Raw genomic sequence first — 26180 nt, 5'->3', positions numbered from 1 at the left:
CTCGTTCCCAAGCTCTGCTTGGGAATGCCTACCGTCAAGCTCTGCTTGGTGATAGGCCAAGCGGAGCTTGGGCTATATACACTCCCAAACCAGAGTTTGGGAGCGAGAAACTGTCTCTCGAATTAAACTGGATTCATTATTTCGTACTAACACGGATTAACAAAAACACATGCTAACAGGCCAACTAAGAAACGATATCGACAAACTCTGGCTAAAATTCCATACAGGAGGAATTACCAACCCCTTAACCGTAATCGAGCAAATCAGCTACCTGATGTTCGCCCGCATGCTGGACATGCAGGAAGAGGTGGCCGAACGCAAAGCCGCGCGCACGGGCAAAAACTTCGACCGGCTATTCCCCAACACACCCGAAGGCCAACTTTTGCGTTGGAAGAACTTTAAGAACCTTAGCGGTACAGAGCTGCACAAACACCTTAAAAATAATGTTTATCCTAACTTTGCCAAACTAGGCCAAAAATCCGATGACGAAGAAGGATTGGGTAACGAAGGCGATGCACTGGAAGCATTGGGTCATATTGGCGAATACATGCAGGATGCCGACCTGGAAATCAAAAACGAGTCGGTCTTAGTATCCGCCATCGAAATGGTCGATGAACTGCCGCTGATGCAAAGCGATGTCAAAGGCGATATCTACGAATACCTGCTCAGTAAACTGACTACCGCCGGCATTAACGGCCAGTTCCGCACGCCCCGGCATATTATCGACGCGATGGTCGAGCTGGTCGATCCGCAGCCGAACGATGTGATTTGCGATCCGGCTTGCGGCACCGCCGGCTTCCTGGCGCGGACCATGGAATACTTAAACCGTAAGCATTCCAGCGATGCCGGTACCTTTGCAGACGAAGACGGCAACAAACATTACACCGGTGATTTATTGGAACCCTACCGCAACCACATCAACACACAGATGTTCTGGGGCTTCGATTTCGACACCACCATGCTGCGCGTCTCCAGCATGAACATGGCGCTGCATGGCGTCAACGGCGCGAATATTCTGTATCAGGACTCGCTGAACAAATCGATTAAAGAACACTATCCAAAGCAGGAAGAAAATTTCTTTGATGTCGTGCTGGCGAACCCGCCGTTCAAAGGCAGTCTGGACGAAACCAATACCAATCCCGATGTGTTGGGTCTGGTTAAAACCAAGAAAACCGAATTGCTGTTCGTCGCCCATATTCTACGGGCATTGAAACTCGGCGGTCGTGCGGCGGTGATCGTACCCGATGGCGTGTTGTTCGGTTCATCCAAAGCCCACCAGCAATTGCGTCAAGAGTTGATCGACAACAACCAACTCGAAGGCATCGTCAGCTTGCCCAGCGGCGTGTTCAAGCCTTACGCGGGCGTGAGTACCGCCATTCTGATATTCACCAAAGGCGGCACAACCGAAAGGGTCTGGTTCTACGACCTGCAAGCAGATGGTTATTCGCTCGACGATAAACGCACACCGCTCAAAGGCGAAGGGAGCAATGACCTGCCGGACGCCATTACGCAGTGGAAAAAATACCGGGCCTTAGTGGAAGCGAATGCGCCGGCAGCCGAGATTGAAACTGTTTTTGGCGATAAAACGCAAAAGGCGTTTGTCGTCGATGCCAAAGCCATTGCCGACAACAAATATGATCTGTCCATCAATCGCTATAAGGAAACGGTGTATCAGGAAGAGGAATATGAAGAACCGAAAGTTATATTGAAACGCCTGATGGATTTGGAAACCGATATCATGCAAGACCTCAAGGACCTGGAGGGGATGTTATGAAAAAAAGTGCTGCCATCACTCAAAGCAAAGACTACCAGCAATGGCTTGCCGAGCTGAAACAAAGCTTTCGGCAACGTCAGCTAAAGGCTGCCGTCGCCGTCAACAGGGAGTTGCTGGAGTTTTACTGGCAGCTGGGTGGTGAAATTCTTGACAAGCAACAAAACAGCCAGTGGGGACAAGGTTTTTTAACCCAATTAAGCCAAGACTTGATGAGGGAATTTCCCGACGTCAAAGGTTTTTCCAAGCGTAATTTGGAACAGATTCGCAGGTGGTATCGCTTTTGGTCCAGTGATATCGAATTTGCGCAGCAGGCTGCTACGCAATTTTTACAAATCCCATGGTGGCATAATGTCATCATCGTCAGTAAAGCAAAAAGCCGGGAAGAAGCGCTATTTTATGTACGCGAAACGCTGGAGTTTGGCTGGAGCCGTAATGTCTTGGTGCATCAGATAGACAGCGGATTATGGCAACACAAGGGCAAAGCGATAAGCAATTTTTCCAAGACCTTACCCTCTACACAATCCGATCTCGCACAACAAAGTTTAAAAGACCCTTATGTTTTCGATTTTCTGGCGTTGACCGAAAACCACAACGAACATGAACTGGAAAAAGGCCTGGTAAAACACATGACCCAGTTTTTGCTGGAATTGGGCGCCGGTTTTGCGTATATGGGCCAGCAGGTGCCCATTGCCGTCGGTGATAAAGACTTCTATCTGGATCTTTTGTTCTACCACACGCAATTGCACTGTTATGTGGTGATCGAGCTCAAGGCCACCGATTTTGCGCCGGAATACGCCGGCAAGCTCAACTTTTACATTAACGCGGTCGACAGCCAGTTAAAAAGCGAAAGCGACCAACCCACCGTTGGCTTGTTACTCTGCCGCACCAAAGACAAACTGATTGCAGAATATGCCTTAAAAGGCATCAACACACCCATTGGCGTATCGGAATATCAACTGACCCAATCGTTGCCGGACAACCTGAAAGCCAGCCTACCCAGTATTGAAATGATCGAGGCGGAATTGGCGGGGGAGTTAGGAGAGAATGATGAATGAATCGTTATTGATCGGGTTGAGTGAGGTTTCGGTTGCGGTGAGAATTTTGGAGGGGGTGTTGTGAGTTGGCAGTTTGTGGCGCTTTCAAAAGTATCCAACGTATTTAACGGTAAAACGCCTTCCAAGTTAGAACAGCGAGATGTTGGTCATCCGGTATTAAAGATTAAGGATGTTGACGAAACTGGTGTTTTCACAGGCGATTTTCAGTCATTTGTCGATTTTGATTTGGCAGAAAAGTTTGAAAACAAAAAGCTTGAATTAGACGATACCTTAATTCTCAATGCGGCGCACAATTCTGATTATGTCGGAAGTAAGCAGTATCGCGCAGAACCGAAGGTTGTCGGCTCGTTACCCACTGGTGAATGGCTCATTGCAAGGGCTAATCAGGAATATCTTGACCCCAGGTTTCTTAATTATTGGTTCGCTTCGCCGCAAGCACGATTTCAAATTAAACAGCTGGTAAAAGGAATACACCTTTATCCCAAAGACGTTTCGCGTTTGGAAATCCCACTCCCACCATTACCCGAACAAAAACGCATCGCCGCCATACTCGACAAAGCCGATGCCATCCGCCGCAAACGCCAGCAAGCCATCCAACTCGCCGACGAATTCCTGCGTTCCGTGTTTCTGGACATGTTCGGCGATCCGGTGACGAATCCTAAGGGTTGGGGCGCGGTAAAACTTGGAGATATTTGTGAAGTAGGATCTAGCAAGAGAGTTTTCGTGGATGAGTTTACTGAATTTGGAATACCTTTTTATAGGGGAACTGAAGTTGGCCGTCTGGGCGAAAATGAAGATATTCAACCTCATTTATATATATCAAATGATCATTACGAGAATTTAAAGAAACATTCTGGTGTACCAAAAATTGGAGATTTGTTGCTTCCTTCTATTTGCCATGATGGAAGAATATGGAAAGTTAATTCTAAAACCCCATTTTATTTCAAAGATGGGCGCGTACTTTGGATAAAAGTAAATCAGAGTTCAATTAACAGTGATTACTTAAGAAGTTATTTAAAGAATTTGTTTTTGGCAAACTACTCATCGATTGCATCAGGCACTACTTTTGCTGAATTGAAAATCGTGATTTTAAAAGAACTTTCTGTATTGAGTCCGCCTTTAGATTTGCAAATAAAATATGCAGAGATTATAGAGAAGGCGATAAAAAAATATGGGATAAACAAAGCTTTCTCAGAGAAGTCGAGCAAACTGTTTGACTCACTCTGCCAAAAAGCCTTCGCCGGTGAGCTATGAACAACCCTAAGCGCTCATCTCGCATCCCCAAAGCCATACTCAACTCTTTCTCCGTGCTGTGTTACGCATGTTCAAGCATACCGCGACATGTCTGCCATAGGTAAGTTTTAAAAAGGATAATTATCGATGACTCAGCACTCTTTCAAAATTGACACCCGATTAGCCTTTTTACTGAGCGAAAATTACCGTTCACCAGAAAAGGCCTTAAAGGAGCTGGTTGACAATGCTTGGGATGCTGAAGCAACCGAGATTTTAATTTTATTGCCACTACCGTTAAGCGACTCCCCCATAGTGGTTCAGGATAACGGCACAGGCATGACGATAAACGAGCTACAAAGTGAATACCTTAACATTGCCAGGAATCGCCGCGACCGCAGTGGTGATTACACGCCTAATTTACGTAGGAGAGTTAAGGGCAGGAAAGGGATTGGCAAGTTTGCAGGGCTGATGATTACAACATCAATGAAGCTGGAAACGTGGGCACGGAGTAGATATTCAGCTTTTGAATTGGATAATAAACTGTTGGAAAGCTATGAAGGTCTCCCAGATATGCCGTTAGAGATCCATACATCAGATAGCAGTGAAATCCAGCATGGTACACGTATTACGCTATCTCATCTTAATCAACGCTTACGATTCCCCAATGAGCATAAATTAAAGCAGGTATTGATTGCCGAATACGGCCGTGAACAAAATTTCAATATTGTTATTAATGATAAACCGTTGGGCGTGGATGATCTTCAAGGCGAATATAATGAGGACGCGATTCCACTGGATACAGGCACTGGAGTGCTGCGTTGCACGATAAGTGACCAGAAGCGTAAGTTGCGCAAGCCTGGGATAACCATCCGTGTGGATGGCAAGATTGTGGGTGAACCCATATTCTTCGGATTGGATCAGGCAGATGACATACCGAGAAAATTACTCGAGAAATGTTTTGGTGAGATTGAACTGACGGGTTGTTCTGATGACGTTACAGCCGACTGGGGAGCTTTAATAGAAGGGAGCGCTATTGAGAGGGAACTGACAGAAAAGATTCAGCCAATTCTGCGTGAGAGGCTAAAAAGTGTTTATGGTCAGGAAATGCATTTGGCACTCGCCAGATTACGAAAAAAAGCATTAGATCGTATATCCAGGTTACCGGAAAACCGGCGCGAATTTGCTGATAAGGCGATTAAAAAAATTCTCGATCGCTTTTACCAGGAGCCAGAAGAGAAGCTGGAACCCGTAGTCAATGTGCTGCTGGATGCATTGGAGCAAAATGATTATCGAATAGTTCTGGAACATATTAACTCGGCACGCCATTCTGAAGTAGCACGTTTTGCAGAGGCGTTGGAAGAGTTTGGCTTGGTTGAGATGGCGTTGGTTGCTGAACAAGCCACAAACAGGCTCGCCTTTTTGGATTATCTTGAAGAACTCTGCTCAAAAAATGACACGCTCGAGAGTCATGTCCATAAAGCTATTGAAGGTAATCTCTGGCTTTTTGGTGTTGAGTACAGCTTATTTAGCTCAAATATCACATTAAAACGACAGATCGAAGAATACCTGAATAGAAAATATGTTGGCGATAGAGCAGATAAGCGCCCTGATCTGTTTCTTACCCAAAACCTTAATGGTGAAAGGGTGTTAATCGAATTTAAGCGCCCAAGTCATGCGTTGGTTTTTGACGACTACCAACAAGCGATTGGTTATAGAAATGACTTCCACCAGAATAGTATTGATCAACAGATAAATGTTATCGTAATGGGTGGTAGGTTAGGAAACAACCTACCTATCCACGAACGCCGAGAACCCAATGTTTCAATCATTACGTTTTCCGACTTGATTTCAGCAGCCCGTCGCCAATATCAGTGGTTGCTTGATGAAGGAGGTGTATTGAAATGAAAATAACAAAAACTCACTCACCTAAATTATCGTTCGTTTAAATCCACACAGTCTATTGATCTGGCCCCTGTTACGCTGTCATGTGGTTCAAACAGTATGGGTAAACGCTCGGTATTGATGGCGTTAGCCTCTGTTCATCTGTACATCAGATCTTGAGCAAAGGCTTCTGTAATCCGCAAAAGCTGGATGCCCCAGTAAATAAGACAATTGGTGGCATATGCCTCACCCTAGAAAAAAATAGTTAAAAAGGTTGAAATATATGGATGTAAGTATGCAAACAGTTAGAGGGGCTACGGTTTTTCAGTTTTCTTCTTGGCTCACTGCCTTTTTAACTCGGAGGTCATTGAAGCAGCCTGAACAGCGACCGCTATATGAATATCATGTCAGTAATGAAGAATATGGTGATTTAAAGCGTTTGCTCTCGGAGTTTGGCAATAAGGCTAACTTCGCCAACGACAAGAGTGCAAATGCTTGTTTTACGTTGTTTTGTGCTGAGTGGTATCGGCGTGAATACGAGCGTGGCTGGACTTGGGATCCGATTTGGAAGACATTAGGTTTCTCGTTGTCCGCGAATGAGCGAGAACGGGTTGTACAAAATGGTCTTGAGGGATATTGGGCGCGACCGATTCGCTTTTATGAATCAGAAACCAGGAACTTTCTGGGTTCGGTCTTCAGTGAAGGCGGATTGCCATTTCGTCTGCTTAAACAATCCGACAGCCGTTTTCACACGGTATTCGGAAAGATCCTTAAACAATACGAAAATGCCGAGCTTTTGGGACAAACCACACGGCAGCTTGTAACTGGTCTGATTGAACAATCAGGGCTTCCTCAAGTTTTTTCAGAAGACACGTCGGTAGATTTAATTGCGCAAATGGCGGATGAGTTAGTCGCTATCGTTCATTTATACGGGCTGGATACAAAAAATGAGCCTGTAATTGAACTCGATGTGGTGAATCCAAAATGGCGTGAACGCTTCCCGATCCCCCTTGATGAAGAAACGGGCACTGAATTTCTTAACGGCCTACTCCAATCGGCTTCAAAAGAAACACGTACGCGACGAGGTGTTAACAGGCAGTGGAATTGCACACACTTCTTTACCAACCAAAGCAGTGATGCTCTTCAATCAGAAATTAGCTTCCCAAAAGAAGTCACTTTCAATCTGGATGGCGAGCCGCCTTCATGCCGCTTAGAACTTGCAATTTTTGAAGCAGAAGAACAGTTGGTCAGCTTAGGCGTGGGTTACGCAGTTTTAGAAGAGAAGAGAGCTAGAGTTCGCTTGAAACATAAACTTGTTAGATGTAAGCGGCAGTCCCCAAGTGATGGCCTGACGCTCGTTGCGTTATATGGGGGCTCCAAACTGGCTGAAATACCCATTCAAAATACTGCCGTCGCGGTTGGCGAAGTGCCGCTTGGTTTTGAGTTTGTTGACGACCATTGGCAACTCTGTGGGCAAGCTAGCTTCAAAACCAAATGTGCCGACGTATTGCTTTTGCTACCCACTGGCTCGGAATTAGAGATTGATAAGGGCGTTTTTACCGAGCGCGAACAGTGTCTTGGTTGTCATACCGTCAATGTACAAGGTACTTGTGTTGTCGGGGTATTGGCCGAGGAAAGGTTTCGAATTCGGATAGGGGATTCGACCTCGGCAAATCTCGATCTTGATTTAAAAGGTAATCTTTTGAAATGGCCTTGTGTGCCCAGCCTAACATTCTTAGGCGTGCCTAGCGTGGAATGGGGCAAGTCTGAACCGGAACTCGGTACGAAAGGGGCGGGTATTTATCTTTCCGGGCGCCAGATTGATACATGCTCGCTGCAACAGCAACTGGGGCGTCACTATTTGTCGGTTCGCAATAATGATAATGAAACGCTGCTTCGAAAACGTATTGGCCTCCTTCCGGTTGATTTTAAAATCGAGCTAAAAAGCGGCCAGCACTCCAATCAAGGAAGTATTCATTTTTATTCAAACATTACTTGCCTTTATCGATTGGAAACATCTCAAGTTAAAGCCCGACGTTTGCGTCATGATGACCATACCGAATTATTTCTCGAAGTAGAAGGAATTCCGCCTGCTCATGTGAAGGTACTGGTTACTCCAAACCTCGAAAGCGACCCAATCGGCATAGAACTGCCGTTCCCAGGTTCGGGTTATCTGGCGTTCGATAAAGATGAACAGCCTTTGCCGAAATCATTGCCCGTTTCGGATCTTTTGGGAGCCCGTATTTATTTATTTGGACGTGCCGAGCAATCGGCAACAAACTATCGGATGGAATTAAGTTTAAAAGGAAATTCAGCCGCACATGCTTTCTATACGTGGCATGCAAAGGTTCGTGATAAACCGGTCGAAGTGAATCTATTTAACCTGAAAGACCAGGTAGAGAGCTTGCTTTCATTACAAACCGGTATTGACCAAGCTGTAGAGCTGACGATCGATAGCAATATCGTTTGTCGAATTGGTCGGTATGCTGTCGGGATAGATTTCGGTCCCAGTCGTCATACATTGATTTCATCGGCTAATAACAGGAAAGTACCCAAGCCCATGCTAATGCTGTTGAGTGAGCCGGAGCGTCATCCCATCGAGTTACACTCTCGCATGAGCCAAGGCGTTGCTACAGGCGAGTTTGAATTGCCGGCGATTATTGATAGAGCAGGCCCTTGGTTGATCGTTCCTGCCAAAAGTTCATCAGTTACATTTCGGCCGGTATTTATACCCGGAAATTCAAATCCGTCTGAGCCTGTAAGTGAGATACGCAATTTGCAGAGAGCGGTTTTGACATTCGACCCAAAATTGCCTGTGAATGCATTTGAGCCGGTGCTCAATGCAATGGCATTGAATCCAGCGCATAGCAGTTGGCAATTCTTAAGAAATTTATACGACAATTACGGCTACTTACCACTGTCCACTTTTGAAGTTTGGCGAGCCTTGGTAAAAATTCCTTCCGCTTTAGCAATGGCGATGTTTAAGTTTGAAATGTCCATCGACTTTATAGCCCGTATTGAAACGGAGTTTCCCTTTATATGGGAGTTGTTTCCAATTGAAGAGATAAGAAAGGCAGCGGCAAGATTAAAGAACGACTTATTGCAGAGAGGTGTTAGAGAGGAATTTGCGCCCGAGCTTATCAAGAAAATGTACGACCGTCTCAGCGAGGCAGTTCCGTCATACAACGGCAATATAAAAAAGTGGCTAAATGATGGAAGCATTCCTCAAGAGGCGCAAATGCAGAAAGAAGTAATGCAAAATGTTATGTTTGAGTGGTACCAAAAATTGATTCAAGCGAGAAGCGGTGATGATAATTGGCCACGCTTTGGTCGTCGTCGTTTGAAAGACTGGTATCTATTCCAACGAGAAAGTCCAATTTCCTTAACGCCTGAAAATAATAAATACAACGCTGTTGTATATTTTCCTGTGTTTGCTGCAGCCGTAGCTTTCGGAAAAAGCAAATTTGATGAGGTTTTTGTTGATTCGGCAGACGGAATATTTAATTTAAGGCAAGTAAGAGATTTTGATACTGAGTGGTTTGATGGGGTGTATCAGTATTCTCTGCTTCGCTATACCGCAAATAATCAATAAGGAACCGGGTTTCCATGACGAAATATTTTTCTTCTCTAGTTGAACAGTCTTTATCGCGCTCAACCGAAGCAACACTGGGTGTTTTGGGGATCACTAATCCTGCATTGCGTGTGCACTTAACCCGTTTAATGAAATCTGAATGCGGAAAGGAAGGTTCTTTTCTAGCACCGCCTATTTTTGAGCAGATGTTTGGTTGGCAAGAATCAGACATCACGATGCATGATTTAGCATTCAAAAAGAAACTTTTAAGTAAGGAAGTTGTGGAAGCGCTTGATGGCAAGCAAAATGGACGCTACCGTTTTGGCGCGAACTGGCACCCTTTTACGCACCAGCTCGCGAGTTGGAAGTCGCTGCTTGAGAATAAACATTCCGTCGTCGTGACTAGCGGTACCGGTTCTGGGAAAACCGAATGTTTTATGGTTCCGGTGCTGGAAGATCTTTACCGGGAATATAAGGATAACGGCAGCAAGCCATTGATTGGCGTTCGCGCATTATTTCTCTACCCTCTCAATGCACTGATCAATTCTCAAAGAGAACGCTTAAATGCCTGGACACAATCCTTTGATAAAGGAATTCGGTATTGCCTTTACAACGGCAAAACTGAAGAGCTTCGCGCGAAAGTCCGGAGTGAACAGGCCCTGAAGCCGAATGAGATCTTATCTCGTGAACTGATGCGGGAAGAGCCGGCGCCTATCCTCGTCACCAATGGCACGATGCTGGAATATATGCTTGTGCGCCAGATTGATGCGCCGATCTTACAACAGTCCCGGAAAGAACAGTCTCTTCGCTGGATAGTATTGGACGAAGCACATACGTATGCCGGTTCACAGGCAGCGGAATTGGCCTTGCAGTTGCGCCGAGTGATGCATGCCTTTGGGGTGAGCCCCAAGCAGGTTCGCTTTGTGGCGACTTCCGCAACCATCGCAGGCGATGATACTGAACAACAGTTGAAGAAGTTTCTCTCCGACCTGTCGGGAGTTCCATTCGAACAAATTGATGTTTGGGGTGGAAGTCGGGTCATTCCGAGCCTACCGAGTAGCAAGAATATCTCCGTCAAATTGGATGATTTGGAAGGGATACAGAGTGCGAATACCAAGGCGCCTTATATTCATCCCGAACGCTACCAAATGCTTGTCCATTCGCCGGAAGCCAGACTGCTTAGGGATATCTTAGTGACTACGCCTAAGCCGCTAATATTGTCAGAAATCTCAGACCAGTTTAATCGACGAATAGGCCATAGTCTTTCTCAATCCGAACTTCTACGTTGGCTGGATGTTTGTACAGGTACTCAACCGTCCGAAGATGCCCCCGCGTTTTTGAAACTTAGAGCGCATTTTTTTCAGCGGACCATTCAAGGGCTCTGGTCGTGTTTCAATAAAGATTGTGAGGCGAAAAGGAACACGCCTTTACAAGAACACTGGCCTTTCGGCTATGTCTATGTGAGCCAACGCCAAACCTGTAGCTGTGGCAGTCCTGTTTTTGAAGTGGGCTTCTGTAATGAATGCAACGAGCCGCATTTATTGGCACGGGACAAACGGGGCAAATTGATACAGTGGAACGAGTCGGGCGGAGACGAGTTTTCTTTGTTGAGCGAGGCGGGTAGCGAGGACGAAACGCCATCCGATGGGGAGTTGTCCCAGCGTTCCGCTAAAAACCCGCTTATTTTGTCTTCCAACCCCAATGAAGACCTAGGGTTTATTCCTGTTGAGCTGGATAGGAATAGTTCTGAATTTCACGTTAAGTCAGGAGAGACTGTGAGACTTGGTCTGAATGATAGTGACGTGGTTTGTAGTAAAGTTGGCTGCGAATATACGGGTAGCAAGGGGATGTTGCCTTTTCGGCGATCATTATTGGGTGCCCCGTTTTATGTAGCGAATGCGGTACCCACCGTCTTGGAATATTGCCCCGATTTCAAAAATGAAGTTGGGCAAAAAGGGCCTGGCGCACAGTCACTGCCCGGCCGTGGTCGCAGACTGATTACTTTTACCGATAGTCGCCAAGGGACTGCGCGTATGGCGGTGAGCATGCAGCAAGAAGCGGAACGAAATCGCGTGCGCGGCCTTATCGTAGAAGTGCTTTCATCGCACCAAAGGACTCTATCAACTCAATCCACGCCTGCCGAGGGGATTACGGCACAAGATTTGTTGGATCAAGCCAATAACCTAAGGGCTATGGGGATGGTGGCAATGGCTAATGAGCTGGAAGAGAAAGCGAAAGCCTTAGCATCAGGTGCTTCTACAACATTGGCCGAGCTCACATGGAGTGAGCTGGCCAATGAGCTTAGGCAAAAGAATGACATTAAAACGTCGATGCTACTTTATAACCAATACCATAAACCGGAAATTTTTAAGCAAAATGATGGGCCGTTAAAATTAACTGAAATGCTGTTGTTTCGCGAGTTTAGGCGTAGACCTAAATTAAAAAACAGTCTTGAAACCCAAGGCTTGGTTAAGGTCGGGTATGCAGGTCTAAAAGATATAAGTACTTTTCCGAATTATTGGCAAGAGAGCGGACTCTCTCTAACGGATTGGAAAGACTTCTTAAAAGTTGCACTCGATTTTTATGTCAGAGAAGGGAGCTTTATCCAGCTTGAGGAAGATTGGCGTTCATGGATTGGTACTCGCTTTTCGTCTAAGCTCTTGCGAAACCCTGCTTCCGAAGAAATCGACGATTATCAAGTGAAGCGGTGGCCTAACATTCGTAATGGAAATTTCAGCCAGCGATTGATCAAAATGCTGTTATTGGCCACCAACCTGGATCCAGCCAAAACGGTCGATGTTGACCGAGTGAATCTTTGGTTACGGAAAGCATGGTTACAATTGACCGAAAATAATCGGGTATTGAAGTCCGATGGGAATCGTTTCTATCTGGCAAAAGAACAAATGACGTTCTCATTAGTCGATAAAGCTTTTGTTTGTCCGGTCACCAATAAATTGTTGGATACCGCTTTTAAAGAGTTAACGCCTTACTTGCCCACGAATATCAAATTCAACCGTTTGACTGATGAAGAACGTAACCGCTTTAAGGTTAGAGAGGTGATGTTGCCAGAGGTTTGGGAGTTTGATCATTCGCAGGAAGATTATGTTCTCGGATTGGAAAAAGTGAGAAAGTTGGTTGGCGGCAACGAGGCGATCAGAAATCTACGGTCGCAAAACCTGTGGACGAACCTTAACGATAGAGCAGTCGAAGGAGGGTTTTACTATCGTACTGCTGAGCACTCGGCACAGCAGTCTTCGGAACGTTTGGAAGACTACGAAGAAATGTTCAAAAAAGGGCAAATTAATGTACTCAATTGTTCCACCACCATGGAAATGGGGGTCGATATTGGCGGTATTGCTGCCGTCGTAATGAATAACGTACCGCCGCACCCGGCTAACTATTTGCAGCGAGCAGGGCGGGCTGGGCGCAGTAAGGAAGCGAGAGCACTCGCTTATACCTTGTGTAAGGGTAATCCGCATGATCAACAGGTTTTTGCAAACCCTTCTTGGCCTTTTGAAACTGTCATACCAGCACCTGCCGTCGCGCTTAATTCCGCTAGATTAGTTCAAAGGCATGTCAATTCTCTGATGTTGGCGAATTTTTTATGTCACGAGGTAGGAATAACAAAAACCGAAAGGACCCGGCTCGATACACAATGGTTTTTTAACGACGAACATGGAGAGTCCCTTTGCGATCGTTTTATCAGTTGGCTTGGCAACGCAGTATTAGATATAGACATAGCTGTAAACGATTTGGCTAAAGGCACTGCGTTACAAGGTCTCGCGTCATTCCAGTTGCGTACTGAGACTATTGTCAAGATTAAACAACTTCAATCGCGCTGGTTAGAGGATTACCGTTATCTTGTCGCCGAAGAAAGCAATGCAAAACCTGACAGTCCCTACTTAATGCGTATTCGAATAGAAAAGCGCCGTCATTCAGAAGAATATCTTTTGCGGGATCTGGCCGCTCGTACTTTCTTGCCGGGGTATGGTTTCCCTACCGATGTTGTAAGTTTCGATAATTTCTCGATTGAAGATTACATTCGAGAGAAGGAAAACAAAAAAAATTCTAAGAAAGACCGTGATGATAATGTTTCCAGATATAAAGGATTGCCATCGCGTAACCTTGCTATCGCCATTCGTGAATATGCTCCGGGAGCCGAAGTTGTCTTGGATGGTAGAGTGTTTCGTTCGGCTGGTGTTTCGTTACATTGGCATAATCTACATAGCGATACCAATGAAGCTCAGAAATTTGATATTGCATGGCGCTGTGACAGCTGTGGTGCGCTTGGTTACGATGAAGGTGTTCTTAGAAATTCGGAACTGCTTTGTTCCAATAGTGATTGTAGGAAACCGATAAAGACCGACAATATTAAAAAGGTTATGCAGCCGGCAGGTTTCGTGACGGATGCATATGCAGCTGTATCCAATAATATCGAGCATCAAAAATTTATTCCCGTCGAACCATCTTGGGTTTTCGTGGAAGCAAATAAGGTACCTCTTCCAAATCCAGTGCTTGGCTACATGTCTTATGGCGTCAATGGGAAAGTCTTTCACCATAGCTCTGGTGAGTTCGGATATGGCTATGCGCTTTGCTTATCCTGCGGAAGGGCAGAGTCCATGGTTACCGCTAAAGATTATCCTTCCGCATTATCGCCATCAGGCAGCCATTTTCCCCCTAGGCCAAGCAAAGAAGATAAGGATAATAACAACAAACGTTTACCATGTTCAGGCTCGTCGAGCCTTGTTCCAAATGTTGTTTTGGGAGCCTACGCTTACACCGATGTTTTTGAATTGATTCTTCGTCATCCTGTGTCGGGAGAGTTTCTCGCCGATGGTTCGGAAGAAGCCAAGTCAATAGCGATAACTTTAGCCGTTGCGTTACGCGCTGCGCTTTCCGGCATTCTTGGTATTTCCCCTTCCGAGCTAGGTTACGCAACTCGTCCGGCGAGACTAGAAAACGGTGCGGCCATTCGAGTGATTCAACTGTACGACATAATAAGTGGCGGAGCAGGATTCGCTTCTAGTGCGCCGATTCATATCGAAACATTGCTAGCGAAAATGGTTGAACATTTGGATTGTAGTCACTGCGAAACTGCGTGTAGCGAATGTTTACTTGATTCCCAAACCCGTCATGACCATGACTCACTGGATCGTAAATTAGCTTTAGATTGGCTTGGAGCTAATTTTGCGAACTATGCAAGGTTACCTGAAGAGGAGCAATTGATTACGGATGCCAAATACTGCCCCGGCTCAATCGAAGAAGTGTTGCGTAGGCATATCAATGAAGGCGCTGAACGTCTTACTCTTTGGCTTAAGGGAAATGAAAATGAATGGGATCTTCTCGCTCCAGCGTTTCGAAAAGCAATTCACAATTATCTTCTGCAAGATGAAGTGAAGGTTGATTTGGTTATAGGGGTTGATCCGCTAGACCCGGATTTGCAACATGATCTTTATCGCCTGTCCACTGTTGGAGCACGTTTTTTCAAAAGTACAGTCGGTGACGATAATCCTATCGTTGCACAAGTCGTAAAAGGCGAAGCTGTCTTCACCATTGCATCTAAATTTTCAAATGCGGTGGTTCCAGGCCCTTCATGGCATCAGCGAGGACAAATCGTGGTTGAAACACTAGCCAATGTTTCAGCCGAAGTAGTAGAGCTCGATACATCTCGGTGGATGCGCAGAACCAAAACATCGGTTTTCGATATTGAAATCTGCTCCGAACTTAACGGTGATCTAAACAGTTTCGGCTCTAAATTTTGGGAGCTTATCAGCGGTCAACATGAAGAATTAAGCGACTTATGGGAGAGAGGCGAGGTAACTGAGGTTGTTTATTCCGACCGATACATTCAAAATCCTGCCGCTGTATCGCTTTTGACTGCCTTATTTAAGCCAGTATTTGATAAGAATCCAAAGATTAATAAATTTACGGTGAATACGCTATTCAAGGCGCGAGACCGAAATGGGAACCGGGCTCATCATGACTGGGCAAAACGAGATGAATTTGCTTCTTTTGCTCAGGAGTGGATCGATAAAAAGCTTAATACCGCTGTCATGTTGAATATTTTCGATAGTAAAAAAGATATACCGCACCACAGAAAACTAATCATAAAATTCGACTCAGGTAAGGCAATAAAAATTCGGTTTGATCAGGGTGTCGCATACTGGAACATACGATTTGCAAAACCAGCCGAAAGCTACTTTGACTTTGGCAATAGCGTAGATTACCAATTGGTTTCTATGTCTGATTCATGCGGAAGGGCGCAGGCAATAAACGGTGAACGATGGTCGACAGATGTACTTTTGGAAGTATTGTGTGTTTAGATTAGTTGTAGAAATGAACTATCGAGAGGGCATTGTCTGGGTGAAATTCATTGGCACACATGCTCAATACGATAAGATTAATGTCGAGAATATCAATGAATATTCAGCCTATCAGAAATCACAAAGATTTCTACGGGGCCTTTAAGGCCAAGATCGATGAACTGCTCGCCGAAGGCAACAATCCGACCCTCGGCGATGCTTTCAGCAAAAACATCATTCTCCCGCAGAAAAAGAAAATGAACTTTTACGAGGTACTCAATGCAGGACAACTCAAAAAGTACCTTAACGCGGATTGTTATTAAGAACCTAGAATGCAGGTGTTGGAAGATAGAATAATGCACGAAATTGAACCACAGAAGGACAAGTCGGGACATGATTTGGAATTTCATGGGCTGATCGGCCTGTTTAAGCAGACGCAGACCGCCATGCAGGCTCAGGCTGCCCGTTCAGTCGATATTGCGCTGGTCGTCCGTAACTGGCTGTTTGGCTGGTACATTGTGGAATTTGAAAACGGGGGGGTGGAACGGGCGGAATTGTATGGGAAAAAGCTGATCGATACCCTGTCAAAACGACTGATTCAAGCGGGCATATCCGGAATGTCACCCACGAACTTACGAAAATTCAGGGAGTTTTATCAGGGCTATCAAAAGATTCAACCGACACTGTCTGTTACATCTTTAAATTTCCAAAAAATACAACAGTCACCACCCGCCGAATCTCAAACAATGTCCGGGACATTGCCTTTTAATAACCTGGATACTCAAAAGATCATGCGGGCATTATCTGAGTATTTCAATCTAAGCTGGTCACATTATGTGGTTTTATTATCGATAAAGTCAGAAGATGAACGTCGTTTTTATGAAATCGAAGCCATTGAGAATGCCTGGGGTATACGGGAACTGAAACGACAAATCAACTCTAGTCTATATGAACGGCTGGCTTTGAGCCGCGATCAGGAAAGAGTAAAGGAACTCGCTCAAAAAGGTCAGCTGGTTGCTCAGCCTTCGGATGTATTAAAGAGTCCTTATGTTCTGGAATTTCTGGACTTGCAGGAAAAACCGGATTATTCAGAGCATGACCTTGAGACTGCCATCATTGATAAAATCGAGCATTTTCTACTAGAGCTTGGCAAAGGCTTTTTGTTTGAAGCCCGGCAAAAACGCTTCACTTTTGATGATGACCACTTCTATGTCGATTTGGTCTTCTACAACCGTTTGCTGCGTTGTTATGTCATTATTGATTTAAAGCGGGGACGCTTGGCTCATCAGGATCTCGGCCAGATGCAGATGTATGTGAATTACTTCGACCGCTATGTAAAACTGGATGAAGAAAAACCCACAGTGGGGATTCTGCTTTGCCATACAAAGCATGACGACCTGGTCGAGCTCACTCTACCGAAAGATGCCAATATCTATGCGTCGGAATATCAACTGTACCTACCCGATAAAGAAGCATTGAAGAAACAACTAGAAGAAGCACAACATGAATGGGAAATCCGTCATCCGGAGCTATCAAATAACGCAACGGAAAGGGAAGAATCATGATAAGTCATTATCTTACGTGTTTTTCGTGCTGTTTGCGGTTGGAATCTTTTCTGTGTTTTCCGAGTCTTGCGTGGTTTTAGCGCCTAATTCCTCTGTTCAAGGTTTTGCATTATGATTGACCAGTGGTTTAAAAATGCTTCTTGGGTTCAGGTTATAAGTGCAATTCTAGTATAGTAGTCATGCGCTTTAGAGTGATGATTATTTTATTTCGGTAGATGATTCTCAAGGTGATAACACCATTTTTCAAGCGCTTCTCTTTTTTCCGGTAAATAATCCCAGCGGTCATAGTGTTTTGAACTCACATCGTTCATCGCATGATTTTGAATGATGTCACGAATGGATTTATGGATGCCTATTTCCCCCATCCGGGTCTTAACGGTTCGCCTTAAATCACGCGGGGTAAAAACAGGAAAGTGTGGAGAGTTTTTTTGTATTTGTGTCAGGGTATGACCAAGTGACGTTTTGTTGATTGAAACTTCCGGATTGTATCGTCCCGGCATTAAAAAATCGGAGTTGCCGGAAAATAACATAAGCTCTTCTAATAGCTTTTGAGCCAATGGGACGATCGGTAATAAATGCCAGCGCTTGTTTTTAATCCGTTCGGGTGGAATAGACCAGACTTGGCTTTTAAAATCGAATTCTGATTTTTTGGCTCCTGTTAATTCAATGGGACGAAGACCATAAATCAGGAGAAGTTTTATCGCCAATAGCGTTGGGGTTGGGATGTTAAAGTTTTTAGAGTGCCAAACAACGGCAATTTCCTCAAAGGAAAGCGTGCGTTCTCCCACTTTTTCTGCGGCCGCATTTTTAGGGACGGCAGACACCGGATTGGCGGCAATATTAAAAACATAGTCGTCGCTCAAGCTTTTGGGATCGTTGTCGTGAAAAATTCCAAGTTCGAAAGCTCGATGAAGATAAGAGCGCACCCGGTTGGCTTGAACGGTAGCTCCGCGTTGAATGATCGCATGTAATACTTTTCGGATATGAGCAGGTTCAATGTCCTTGGCCGGCGTATTTTTATCGATCATCGTAAAGACGTTGTATTCGATGTCGGCTTGGACTTTTTCCCACGAGCGTTTACCTTCAAGACGCATCTGTTCAATATAATTGTTGATTAGGTTCTCAAGGCTGCCGTGAAGCACTTCGGGAGTTAGACTGGTATGCGAGCCCTGTAATAACTGTTCACGATTTGTTCTGGCATTGTCGCGAGCCTCGGAAAGTCCAATAGACGGATAGCGCCCAAGGTTCAAGAATTTTCTTTTGCCATTGAGGGCATATTGAAGAAAAAATGACTTCGAACCGGAAGGTGTTACTTGGATGCCAAAGCCTTTATCGGCCCCTTTCTCGTAAAGCCGATAAGGTTTGTTTTTGGGCTTCAACCCTTTGATGAGGTTGTCTGTAAATTTCATGATGTCATGCCGTTGTGTTTTCCAATTTCAACAAAACGAAACCAACGAAACTTTAAGCAAACGATTGAAACAAAAAATGGTTTGCGTCAAATTGACATTATCATTTCAGAGATCGCCAATAAAAACAGCAAAAAACCGTTTATTAATTTCGATGGGTTTTTCTGCTTTAAAATGGCTCTCCCACATTAACAGTGGTTTTTTCAAATAATCGGTGAAATCTTTAGCGTTTAAATGAAGCTCTAGAAGAAATGTCGGCGGGCATTCGATGGTAATGGATTGTTGTGCGGCGGCTTGTTTTTTCAGTTAGCCAAAATCCTGTGCTTTATAAAGGACTCATCCCAGTTCAATTATTTGGCACAGCTTGCTGATAATCTCACGATGCTCAAAGGTGAACATTATTAACGTAAATAGTGATTCGCCTGATTGTTAGTCAAATTGTCTTTGGCGGAAATTCCATTCATATTCGGGACATAATCGCTGAGTTGGAAATTGGATATTGGTCTGATTCCGCGCCTTATCCAAATGACTTTTGGCGGATAACCTAATAAAGCGCTTTTGTCGTAAAAGTCTGAATCTTTGCTTACCAGTGTGTAGCCGTGGTGCTTTGCCTATTCCCAGACGGCATGATCGATTCGCCGCCTAAGCCGATCCGATCGATATGAGCAGAGCCGGGGAACACGTCAATTAAAGCGGCTACCAGCTTGGGCGAAAGATTCTCATCAAACAACAGCTTCATGAATTGATAACCATCAAATGCTTTTCGCGGTCAGCAGCATAAGCTAGGCAAGCTCGAATATCGGCTTGCGTCAAATAATCGAAATCCTCCAATATTTCCGCTTCGGTCATGCCGGAAGCCAAATATTCAAGAATGTCATAAACGGTGATTCTTAACCCTCGGATACACGGTTTGCCGCTCCGTTTGCCGGGTTCAATGGTAATAATCGAATGGTAATCTAAGTCTGTCATCGTGATGAATCCTTAACGGGTGCCGCCTTCATGGTTTTGGCTTCAGGATTGATATAGCCGCCGGTTATGTCATTGTCGGTTTATGGTTCGCTAATGCCTTTAACAACGAAAAGGGTATCATGATCGCATCGCCGATTGTCAATAAAGTACGTGTCAGGTCGTGACTACTAGACTCGATTCTGGTTTCTTTTAACACTTGCGCTATGAGAGTACACGAGGCATGTTTTTTACAACGTCTTTGGTGTCGCCGGTCAATGGTTGCAAGTAATAACGTCAAGAACCAAATGAAATTCCCCGAATCTAAGCAATTATTGGTAATAATTCGAATGACTGGGTGCTACTCAATGCAATGACCGGTGGGGTATTGGAAAATGCGATCATAACAACGAGGTTTCTCGTGCAAAGTCATCAGCCGTATCTTCCAACAAGATCGCACCGACATCAAAAGTGATTTGCTTGATTGAGAGCACATTGTCTTTGGCGAATATGGGAAATTCCATAGTGCTTTTTTAGTGCCTTTGGTAGTGCAATGAAATGAAAAAAATGGAACCTTCAAAACAACAAGAAAAATATTTTTCTTTGTTATATCAATAAGAACGAGCTAAAATGAATCAACATAGCATAACTTGAAAACAGTTGAATTGGGCATTTTATCGACTGTTAATCACTAGGTCGGCGGTTCGAGCCCGTCCGGGGGAGCCAAATAAATCAAGGCCTGTAGAGTTTTTCTCTACAGGCCTTTTTTATTTGTAGTGCCTTTGAAAAAATACAGTGTTACTCCATAATTCCAACAGTCTCCCGGTGGGGTCGGTATTGGGTCGGAAAAATCTGCACGACCTGTTAAGAACAAACTTCGCATCATCATTCAACATAGCTCATGGCCGATTTTACGTTTACTCCAGCCGATTATCCCGAGATACGTCATCGTATGATGGATTTGAACGGCAATATTTTCAGAAAGCTCACGAAGGACAATATTAAAACCTGCGGCAAGCATTTGGGGATTTGGCATCAAAAGGCCTTAATGGTCCAAAACGAAACCGAAATGGACTTATTTACCGATTATGCGATTTACGGCTATCGTCCAAACGGCTTCAATATGGCGGAGAAGTTCTTGCGTCTATTCAGTAAAGAAGCCGACGCATATGAATTGGAATTGCTGCGCCGTATGAGCGAAGCGCATTATGCGATTTATCAGGTGGAAGAAACGAACGGCACCGATTCCTTAAAAGTTGTGGATGTATTCAGTAAGGTGATTTATCGGTTGGTCGATCATCAATTGGCTAAAACCGCTCGTCAGGGAATGATTCTGGCTGGGCATCTGATCGATTTTGATGGCTTTTGGATTCAAACAGGTGGAACCGTTTTACTCAGCAATGAAATCTTCCAAGCGGAGCAGGTCAAACGGATAATAGACCGGATTGATGATAATGAGTTGAGTCATTTTCTGAGCAAGCCTGCAAACGGCGCCAAGATGGCGAAAGCAATCATCTCTGCGACTATTGGACTTGGCGAAACCTCCAATTTCGGACATGTGCCGGTTTAGACAAGCTAAATCGGCTCAGAATAGGCACTCGATCGGTCGTATATCCCGTCCGTGGTAAATAAAGCAAGGGCTTGCGTTAGCGCGTAGGCCCTTTTTTATTGACTGAATTTTTGATGGTCTCCCGGTCGGCATATCTCTTTAAAAGCATTCCGCAAAGCCTGACGGGTGCTCAATCTATTGTTTCGCTCCCATTGAAGCCTTAGTATCGAGTCGGTTGAGTTGTCAGTTGCGATAAAACCACACATATTTTCGAAAGAGTTGTGCTGACCGATCAAAACTTGGCAATTATTTGCCTTTTACATCTATGATTGGTGGCAGGTTCGAGCTAATGGTTTAAAATCCTAGGCCGACGGTATTATTCGCTAACTCCCAAAGAGAGTATCAAAAATGCTCCAACAGAAAAAACAATCAACAATTGATAGGGCAGATTATATATTTCTGAGAAGACAGTTGTTGGATTGGCGGGATAAACACGTCGAAGCCATTCAACATCACCTGAATCGTGGTAACTATTCAGACCCCCAGTCCACTGGAGGCAATTTTGGAATCGGCCGCCCGGTCCGCTGATGATCAATGACTACTGCCAAATAAAGCCAAGGGGATTGCTGTCTTTTACGGCAGGTTTCGATCACGCTGATTAAAATGGCGAATACCCGCGAGCCTTGTTCGGTACGAGTGCCATAGCTGATGCGTCTCAAAATCACCCAGTGCCGCAGTGCCCGCTCGGCTTCGTTGTTGGTCAACGGCAAATGATAGGATGCAACGACCTGAAAGATCGCCTCCCAATCATTGAGCATTTCACCGGCCAGCTCACGCGTCTTTTTATGCGTTGCTTCGCGCAGGCTTTCGCATAGCGCTCGATAGAGCGCCAGTGATTCTTGAAAGGTTTCCGTCAACAGTTTGTCGGGTGGGTCGACACGGGCCTCTCGAATCGCGTTCATCAGTGTATTCAGCAACGCTAGTGTTTGTTTGCCGAACTGGCGTGCCACAGGGTCGAAACTCTCTTCCAGCCCTTGGGCTTTGCGCAGCAGATGCGCCCAGCAACGCACGCGATTCGGGTATCTGCGATAGGCTTGGTAGCCATCGCTCATGAGCCAGCCCAAGTAATCCGAGCCCAAGAGGTTCTCGAGCAATTCGGCACTGCGGTAGGCAATCCAGTAAGCAGTCACGGTATCCGTACTGAACACCCACAGCCATAAGAAGGTCGTCAGTTCCATCCAAGACGTTTCATCGACATGCAGTAATTGACTATTGACCACGGCGTCAATGAGTTCGTCTTCGATCGGCAGCGCCGCCGCGCCGCTTTCATGCAGGGTGTTGTTGATGGTGCCGACACTGAGACTTAACCCTAACCAATCCTGCAAGAATTCGCGGATGCGCTCACGGGATAGCCGCATGCGATAGGCCAGACACACAATCAAGGCGGCTAAACCCGGCCCGACCAGGCGCCATTCGCTGCACACGACGTTCGGCAAACTGCCGTGGGGCACATGACGATACGGTTCGCCTCGCGTCACATGGCCGCAGTGACACGTCGCTTCATAATAGGTATGCCGCGTCGTGATCAATCTCAAGCCCGGATCGTTCGCGTCAGCCCAGGTGAGGTCAACGGTATCAAAAGCGGTATACGCTTTTTGCTGACTTGTCGTGAACACAGTACCGCAACACGCGCAAAGCTCGGGACGATGGTCTTGATAGTCGGTCACCGGCAGGACTTGCTGTCTACCGAAGCCTTGCGCACCAGGCTGCTTACCGGGGTTACGCACATCATCCGAAGCTTGAGACGAGTCGGTTTGAGAATCTTGTTTGGATTCTTTAGCAGGTGGGGCGGAAGATGTGTTATCTGCCTCCTGGTCCGGCGTGTCTTCGCCAGCGTCTATCGCATCGGTATCACTGGCTGTATCGTTCGCCTTATCCCACGGTGCTTCACTACTGGGTGGCCGGGAGCTATTGCGCGAGTTTTGCTTCAAGCGCTCGCGTGCTTCCTTGAGATCGTTGAGCAAGCGAATCGAAAGGCGACGCAAATCCTCTTCCGGTAAGTCCAGAAGCCTGTCTTCATCCAGTTGGTTTAGGTCATGATCGCTCAGTTGCATGGTGCACAGGATACGTCTTGGCGGCTTGAAAATACAGTTTTTTAGTGACTGATTGGATGATTTTTGTAATGGGGGGCTGAATAGTTACGATGGAAGAATTGAAGAGTTTCTTTGGCGGATTATCAGCAATATTCATGAAAATGAAAGTGCACGGTTTGCCGCTGCGGAAATTTTATATCCTGATAATAAGAAAAAGGTTATAGATAGCTTACACCAATTTTACAGTAGACTTGAAGACAATCTTCGTACCGTACACTGATATATTGATTGCCAACTGGTGTTCGCTGGCATTAGGAGCGGGGTAATTATGCAAAAGAAAGAGTCTGTTCTGGATAAAGAACAACATAGAATGCGGTTATTTTCACCCGCTCTATTGGTGAGCATAGGAAGTGGTTTTATTACGTTTCTAACCAACGAATACAGTGTTTGGCAGCAATGGTTCTTTTTGATTCATATTTTTTCTGGCGTATTAGTTGCAATCGTATTTATTCCGTATCTATATGCACATATAAAAAGGATACTGGGTAATCGTAGATTGTTTGTTTTCATAACTGGTATATTTGCGGCATTTAGTTTAATTGGCTTGATTGCGACGGGAACTTATATATCTATATTAGGACAAAATGAAGCTCAACGGTGGATATATGACTGGCATATTTTGTCTTCATATTTGCTATTAGCGACATTGTTATTCCATATTTTGTTTCATTGCTTCAGTGTTTTTAACAGCAAGCGAGGTAGGCAACGGGTTTATTTTCAAAGTATTCCTAGGGAAGTTCAACGGCTTAGCGTTTTTAGTCTGATTACCACCGTGATTTGTGTGTTTTCTCTAACCGCTTTGTATGCATCAATGTATACCGGTTATCTCGATCAAGGTGTAGTGCAAAATTATGAATATCCGTATGGGGCTCATCCTTTCAGACCTAGCCAAACAGAGACGTTGAATCAAAGTTTTGTCGATGAAAAAAGAATTGGCGGATCTTTTAAATGTGGAAGTTGCCATGAAGAAATAACTAAACAATGGATGGCCTCTATTCACAGTCAGGGTGCATCCGACGTATCTTATGTGAAAAATGTTAATTTATTAGCTAAAAAAAAAAGGTATTTCAGCGACCCGATATTGTGAGGGTTGTCATGCTCCTATTGCGCTGCTTACAGGTCAGTTATCTACTGGTGGAAAGCATGGAGGTATTCAGGGAACAACAGCCTTCAACGAAGGGATAAGTTGTATGGGATGTCATGGTATAGAAGAAGCAGTTCACCTAAAAGGCGTAGCTAGCTACCGTTTTGTTGCACCGAAAGAATATCTTTTTGGCGGGGCTGATAATTGGTTTGCAAAAAAAATACACAACTATTTAATTAAAACGCATCCGGAACAGCACCGAAAAGATATGGCGAGAAATATTTTGTCGTCTCCCAAACTCTGTGCTACCTGTCATGTGCAATTTATGGATAAGGAAGTTAATAACTGGGGATGGGTGAAAATGCAAGATGAATATTCAGCATGGTTGGCAAGTTCTTTTTCTAGTCAAACGGAACAATCATTTGCTGACGAAAAGGTTCAAAGATGTCAGGACTGTCACCTGCCATTGAAGTCGGGTGTTGATCCTTCTGCTGATGAAAATGGAAGGATCGTTAGTCACCGAACACTCGCCGCGAACACAGTGATTCCTTGGGTAAATGGCGATACTGAACAATTCGTTCAAACACAGGAGTTCTTAAAGGCAGGTAAAATTAAAGTGACTATAGAGGAGCCAAGAAAAACCGATGCAATCCAAAGTGATTTTTTTGTCGAAGAATCCATACGTTCTAGCATTGAAACTCCTTCATATTTATATCTGGGAGATAACGCAGCTATTAATGTGATTGTTTCCAATACGCTGGTTGGACATAATTTTCCCGGTGGGTCAACGGATATCAATGAAGTGTGGATTGAATTTCGCATCGTGGATGCCCAGAATAAAGTAGTTTTTAGCAGTGGATCAATTGATGACGATGGCGAAATCGACCGCCAAGCTCATTTTTATAGAGCCATACCCGTTGATCGATTTGGTAAGCATGTATGGCGGCATGATCTTTTCAATATGGTGGGTAATGCTTATGAGAGTTATATCCCACCTGGAAAATCTGATATCGTATCTTTTCAGTTTACTGTGCCATATTGGGCACAAAGTCCGTTAATAATCAGTGCAGTCGTCCGCTATCGAAAGTTTAACAACCGCTATGCGCATTGGGTCTTCGACAGTCGAACGATCAAACTACCGATAACGGATGTTGCTAGCGATGTAATAACGGTGCCGCTAAAATACAAGTCTCCCGTAACAAAATCGTAATGCTTATTTGGATTTAGACCAGACAAACATGGTCAAGAGCATTGGCCGACCACCTGCCTAAAATTGTATGAATTGCTTGGTCGGGGGCAGCATGTCGATGATTAGTAAGTACATGCGTACTTGGAAACTGACAGACGAAGCGAAGTTCTTGAAAGCAGGCTCATTACTACGAGTCGTCGAGCTGCCGGAGGAATTGACCAAGGATAGTGAGGATTTGTAAAAAAAATATGGAATGTCGCCAAGGGCATAGCCAACAAAGAAATAGAAGCTCAGTGCCATGCCTTTCGACAAGCGGAAAAAGACAGTCAGTTAAGGGTAGAAGCCTTCGCGTTTTCCGAAGCTTAGCAGATGAGAATAGAACGCTTGGAAGATGATTAACACGCTATTTTTAGCGTGCAGAACTTTGGAGTATAGCTCACCCCAAAATAATGATCGACTATATTGCTAGGTCG

The 26180-nt window shown here is 44.9% G+C and carries 18 protein-coding genes; 12 read left to right on the top strand and 6 right to left on the bottom strand.

The window, feature by feature from the left end; genetic code table 11:
• Nucleotides 1-169 precede the first annotated feature (169 nt).
• From WJM45_RS14925 to WJM45_RS14885, 9 genes are all read left to right on the top strand, one after another.
• Complete coding sequence (locus WJM45_RS14925) at nt 170-1774, top strand: class I SAM-dependent DNA methyltransferase (protein WP_341325872.1); 1605 nt, start codon at nt 170-172, stop codon at nt 1772-1774.
• Nucleotides 1771-2829, top strand: a complete 1059-nt coding sequence (locus WJM45_RS14920; protein WP_341325871.1) for a PDDEXK nuclease domain-containing protein — start codon at nt 1771-1773, stop codon at nt 2827-2829. The genes WJM45_RS14925 and WJM45_RS14920 overlap by 4 nt, the downstream gene beginning before the upstream one ends.
• 60 nt (nt 2830-2889) lie before the next feature.
• Entirely contained in the window at nt 2890-4083 is a 1194-nt protein-coding gene (locus WJM45_RS14915) for a restriction endonuclease subunit S (protein ID WP_341325870.1), read from the top strand.
• A 126-nt stretch (nt 4084-4209) separates the two neighbouring features.
• Nucleotides 4210-5967 carry an ATP-binding protein gene (locus tag WJM45_RS14910; protein WP_341325869.1) on the top strand — a complete coding sequence of 586 codons (1758 nt, stop codon included), beginning with the start codon at nt 4210-4212 and terminating at the stop codon, nt 5965-5967.
• A 271-nt stretch (nt 5968-6238) separates the two neighbouring features.
• On the top strand, nt 6239-9535 hold the full coding sequence (locus tag WJM45_RS14905) for an STY4851/ECs_5259 family protein (protein ID WP_341325868.1): 3297 nt from the start codon (nt 6239-6241) through the stop codon (nt 9533-9535).
• 14 nt (nt 9536-9549) lie between these two features.
• Nucleotides 9550-15837: a DEAD/DEAH box helicase gene (locus tag WJM45_RS14900; RefSeq protein ID WP_341325867.1), complete on the top strand. Its 6288-nt coding sequence runs from the start codon at nt 9550-9552 to the stop codon at nt 15835-15837.
• Nucleotides 15809-15982, top strand: a complete 174-nt coding sequence (locus WJM45_RS14895; RefSeq protein ID WP_341325866.1) for a type II toxin-antitoxin system HigB family toxin — start codon at nt 15809-15811, stop codon at nt 15980-15982. Before WJM45_RS14900 ends, WJM45_RS14895 begins: the two co-directional genes overlap by 29 nt.
• Complete coding sequence (locus WJM45_RS14890) at nt 15933-16139, top strand: hypothetical protein (RefSeq protein WP_341325865.1); 207 nt, start codon at nt 15933-15935, stop codon at nt 16137-16139. Before WJM45_RS14895 ends, WJM45_RS14890 begins: the two co-directional genes overlap by 50 nt.
• 33 nt (nt 16140-16172) lie before the next feature.
• The gene (locus WJM45_RS14885; RefSeq protein ID WP_341325864.1) at nt 16173-17381 is read left to right on the top strand and encodes a PDDEXK nuclease domain-containing protein; all 1209 of its coding nucleotides are present in this window, start codon (nt 16173-16175) and stop codon (nt 17379-17381) included.
• A gap of 203 nt (nt 17382-17584) precedes the next feature.
• On the opposite strand, the gene WJM45_RS14880 is transcribed toward WJM45_RS14885, so the two are convergent.
• The 5 genes from WJM45_RS14880 to WJM45_RS14860 form a co-directional block, all read right to left on the bottom strand.
• Nucleotides 17585-18790, bottom strand: a complete 1206-nt coding sequence (locus WJM45_RS14880) for an integrase arm-type DNA-binding domain-containing protein (RefSeq protein ID WP_341325863.1) — start codon at nt 18788-18790, stop codon at nt 17585-17587.
• Between the two features lie 398 nt (nt 18791-19188).
• Nucleotides 19189-19377 (bottom strand): DUF5615 family PIN-like protein, encoded by a 189-nt coding sequence (locus WJM45_RS14875; RefSeq protein ID WP_341328952.1) that lies wholly within the window; start codon nt 19375-19377, stop codon nt 19189-19191.
• Complete coding sequence (locus WJM45_RS14870) at nt 19371-19526, bottom strand: DUF5615 family PIN-like protein (protein WP_341325862.1); 156 nt, start codon at nt 19524-19526, stop codon at nt 19371-19373. Before WJM45_RS14870 ends, WJM45_RS14875 begins: the two co-directional genes overlap by 7 nt.
• On the bottom strand, nt 19523-19756 hold the full coding sequence (locus WJM45_RS14865; protein WP_017839967.1) for a DUF433 domain-containing protein: 234 nt from the start codon (nt 19754-19756) through the stop codon (nt 19523-19525). Before WJM45_RS14865 ends, WJM45_RS14870 begins: the two co-directional genes overlap by 4 nt.
• A 377-nt stretch (nt 19757-20133) precedes the next feature.
• Nucleotides 20134-20256, bottom strand: coding sequence for a hypothetical protein (locus WJM45_RS14860; protein WP_341325861.1), 123 nt, complete (start codon nt 20254-20256; stop codon nt 20134-20136).
• Between the two features lie 377 nt (nt 20257-20633).
• Between WJM45_RS14860 and WJM45_RS14855 the strand changes: the two genes are divergently transcribed.
• Nucleotides 20634-21302, top strand: coding sequence for a hypothetical protein (locus WJM45_RS14855; protein ID WP_341325860.1), 669 nt, complete (start codon nt 20634-20636; stop codon nt 21300-21302).
• A 509-nt stretch (nt 21303-21811) separates the two neighbouring features.
• Here the strand turns inward: WJM45_RS14855 and WJM45_RS14850 are convergent.
• The gene (locus WJM45_RS14850) at nt 21812-23395 is read right to left on the bottom strand and encodes an IS66 family transposase (protein ID WP_341325859.1); all 1584 of its coding nucleotides are present in this window, start codon (nt 23393-23395) and stop codon (nt 21812-21814) included.
• Between the two features lie 307 nt (nt 23396-23702).
• Here WJM45_RS14850 and WJM45_RS14845 point away from each other — a divergent pair, with 307 nt between their 5' ends.
• Nucleotides 23703-24521, top strand: coding sequence for a cytochrome b/b6 domain-containing protein (locus WJM45_RS14845; protein WP_341325858.1), 819 nt, complete (start codon nt 23703-23705; stop codon nt 24519-24521).
• Between the two features lie 103 nt (nt 24522-24624).
• Nucleotides 24625-25728: a hypothetical protein gene (locus tag WJM45_RS14840; RefSeq protein WP_341325857.1), complete on the top strand. Its 1104-nt coding sequence runs from the start codon at nt 24625-24627 to the stop codon at nt 25726-25728.
• Nucleotides 25729-26180: the final 452 nt, after the last annotated feature.

The organism is Methylotuvimicrobium sp. KM2, from assembly GCF_038051925.1.
Classification (GTDB): domain Bacteria; phylum Pseudomonadota; class Gammaproteobacteria; order Methylococcales; family Methylomonadaceae; genus Methylotuvimicrobium.
Note: the sequence above shows the minus strand (reverse complement) of the source record. Positions and strands in the feature narration are given on the sequence as shown.

What these genes read in the sequence shown, in the direction of transcription:
- WJM45_RS14925 (WP_341325872.1), top strand. Translation starts at nt 170, where the DNA reads ATGCTAACAGGCCAACTAAGAAACGATATCGACAAACTCTGGCTAAAA.
- WJM45_RS14920 (WP_341325871.1), top strand. Translation starts at nt 1,771, where the DNA reads ATGAAAAAAAGTGCTGCCATCACTCAAAGCAAAGACTACCAGCAATGG.
- WJM45_RS14910 (WP_341325869.1), top strand. Translation starts at nt 4,210, where the DNA reads ATGACTCAGCACTCTTTCAAAATTGACACCCGATTAGCCTTTTTACTG.
- WJM45_RS14905 (WP_341325868.1), top strand. Translation starts at nt 6,239, where the DNA reads ATGCAAACAGTTAGAGGGGCTACGGTTTTTCAGTTTTCTTCTTGGCTC.
- WJM45_RS14900 (WP_341325867.1), top strand. Translation starts at nt 9,550, where the DNA reads ATGACGAAATATTTTTCTTCTCTAGTTGAACAGTCTTTATCGCGCTCA.
- WJM45_RS14895 (WP_341325866.1), top strand. Translation starts at nt 15,809, where the DNA reads ATGTACTTTTGGAAGTATTGTGTGTTTAGATTAGTTGTAGAAATGAAC.
- WJM45_RS14890 (WP_341325865.1), top strand. Translation starts at nt 15,933, where the DNA reads ATGAATATTCAGCCTATCAGAAATCACAAAGATTTCTACGGGGCCTTT.
- WJM45_RS14885 (WP_341325864.1), top strand. Translation starts at nt 16,173, where the DNA reads ATGCACGAAATTGAACCACAGAAGGACAAGTCGGGACATGATTTGGAA.
- WJM45_RS14880 (WP_341325863.1), bottom strand. Translation starts at nt 18,790, where the DNA reads ATGAAATTTACAGACAACCTCATCAAAGGGTTGAAGCCCAAAAACAAA.
- WJM45_RS14870 (WP_341325862.1), bottom strand. Translation starts at nt 19,526, where the DNA reads ATGAAGCTGTTGTTTGATGAGAATCTTTCGCCCAAGCTGGTAGCCGCT.
- WJM45_RS14865 (WP_017839967.1), bottom strand. Translation starts at nt 19,756, where the DNA reads ATGACAGACTTAGATTACCATTCGATTATTACCATTGAACCCGGCAAA.
- WJM45_RS14860 (WP_341325861.1), bottom strand. Translation starts at nt 20,256, where the DNA reads ATGGAATTTCCCATATTCGCCAAAGACAATGTGCTCTCAATCAAGCAA.
- WJM45_RS14855 (WP_341325860.1), top strand. Translation starts at nt 20,634, where the DNA reads ATGGCCGATTTTACGTTTACTCCAGCCGATTATCCCGAGATACGTCAT.
- WJM45_RS14850 (WP_341325859.1), bottom strand. Translation starts at nt 23,395, where the DNA reads ATGCAACTGAGCGATCATGACCTAAACCAACTGGATGAAGACAGGCTT.
- WJM45_RS14845 (WP_341325858.1), top strand. Translation starts at nt 23,703, where the DNA reads ATGCAAAAGAAAGAGTCTGTTCTGGATAAAGAACAACATAGAATGCGG.
- WJM45_RS14840 (WP_341325857.1), top strand. Translation starts at nt 24,625, where the DNA reads ATGGGATGTCATGGTATAGAAGAAGCAGTTCACCTAAAAGGCGTAGCT.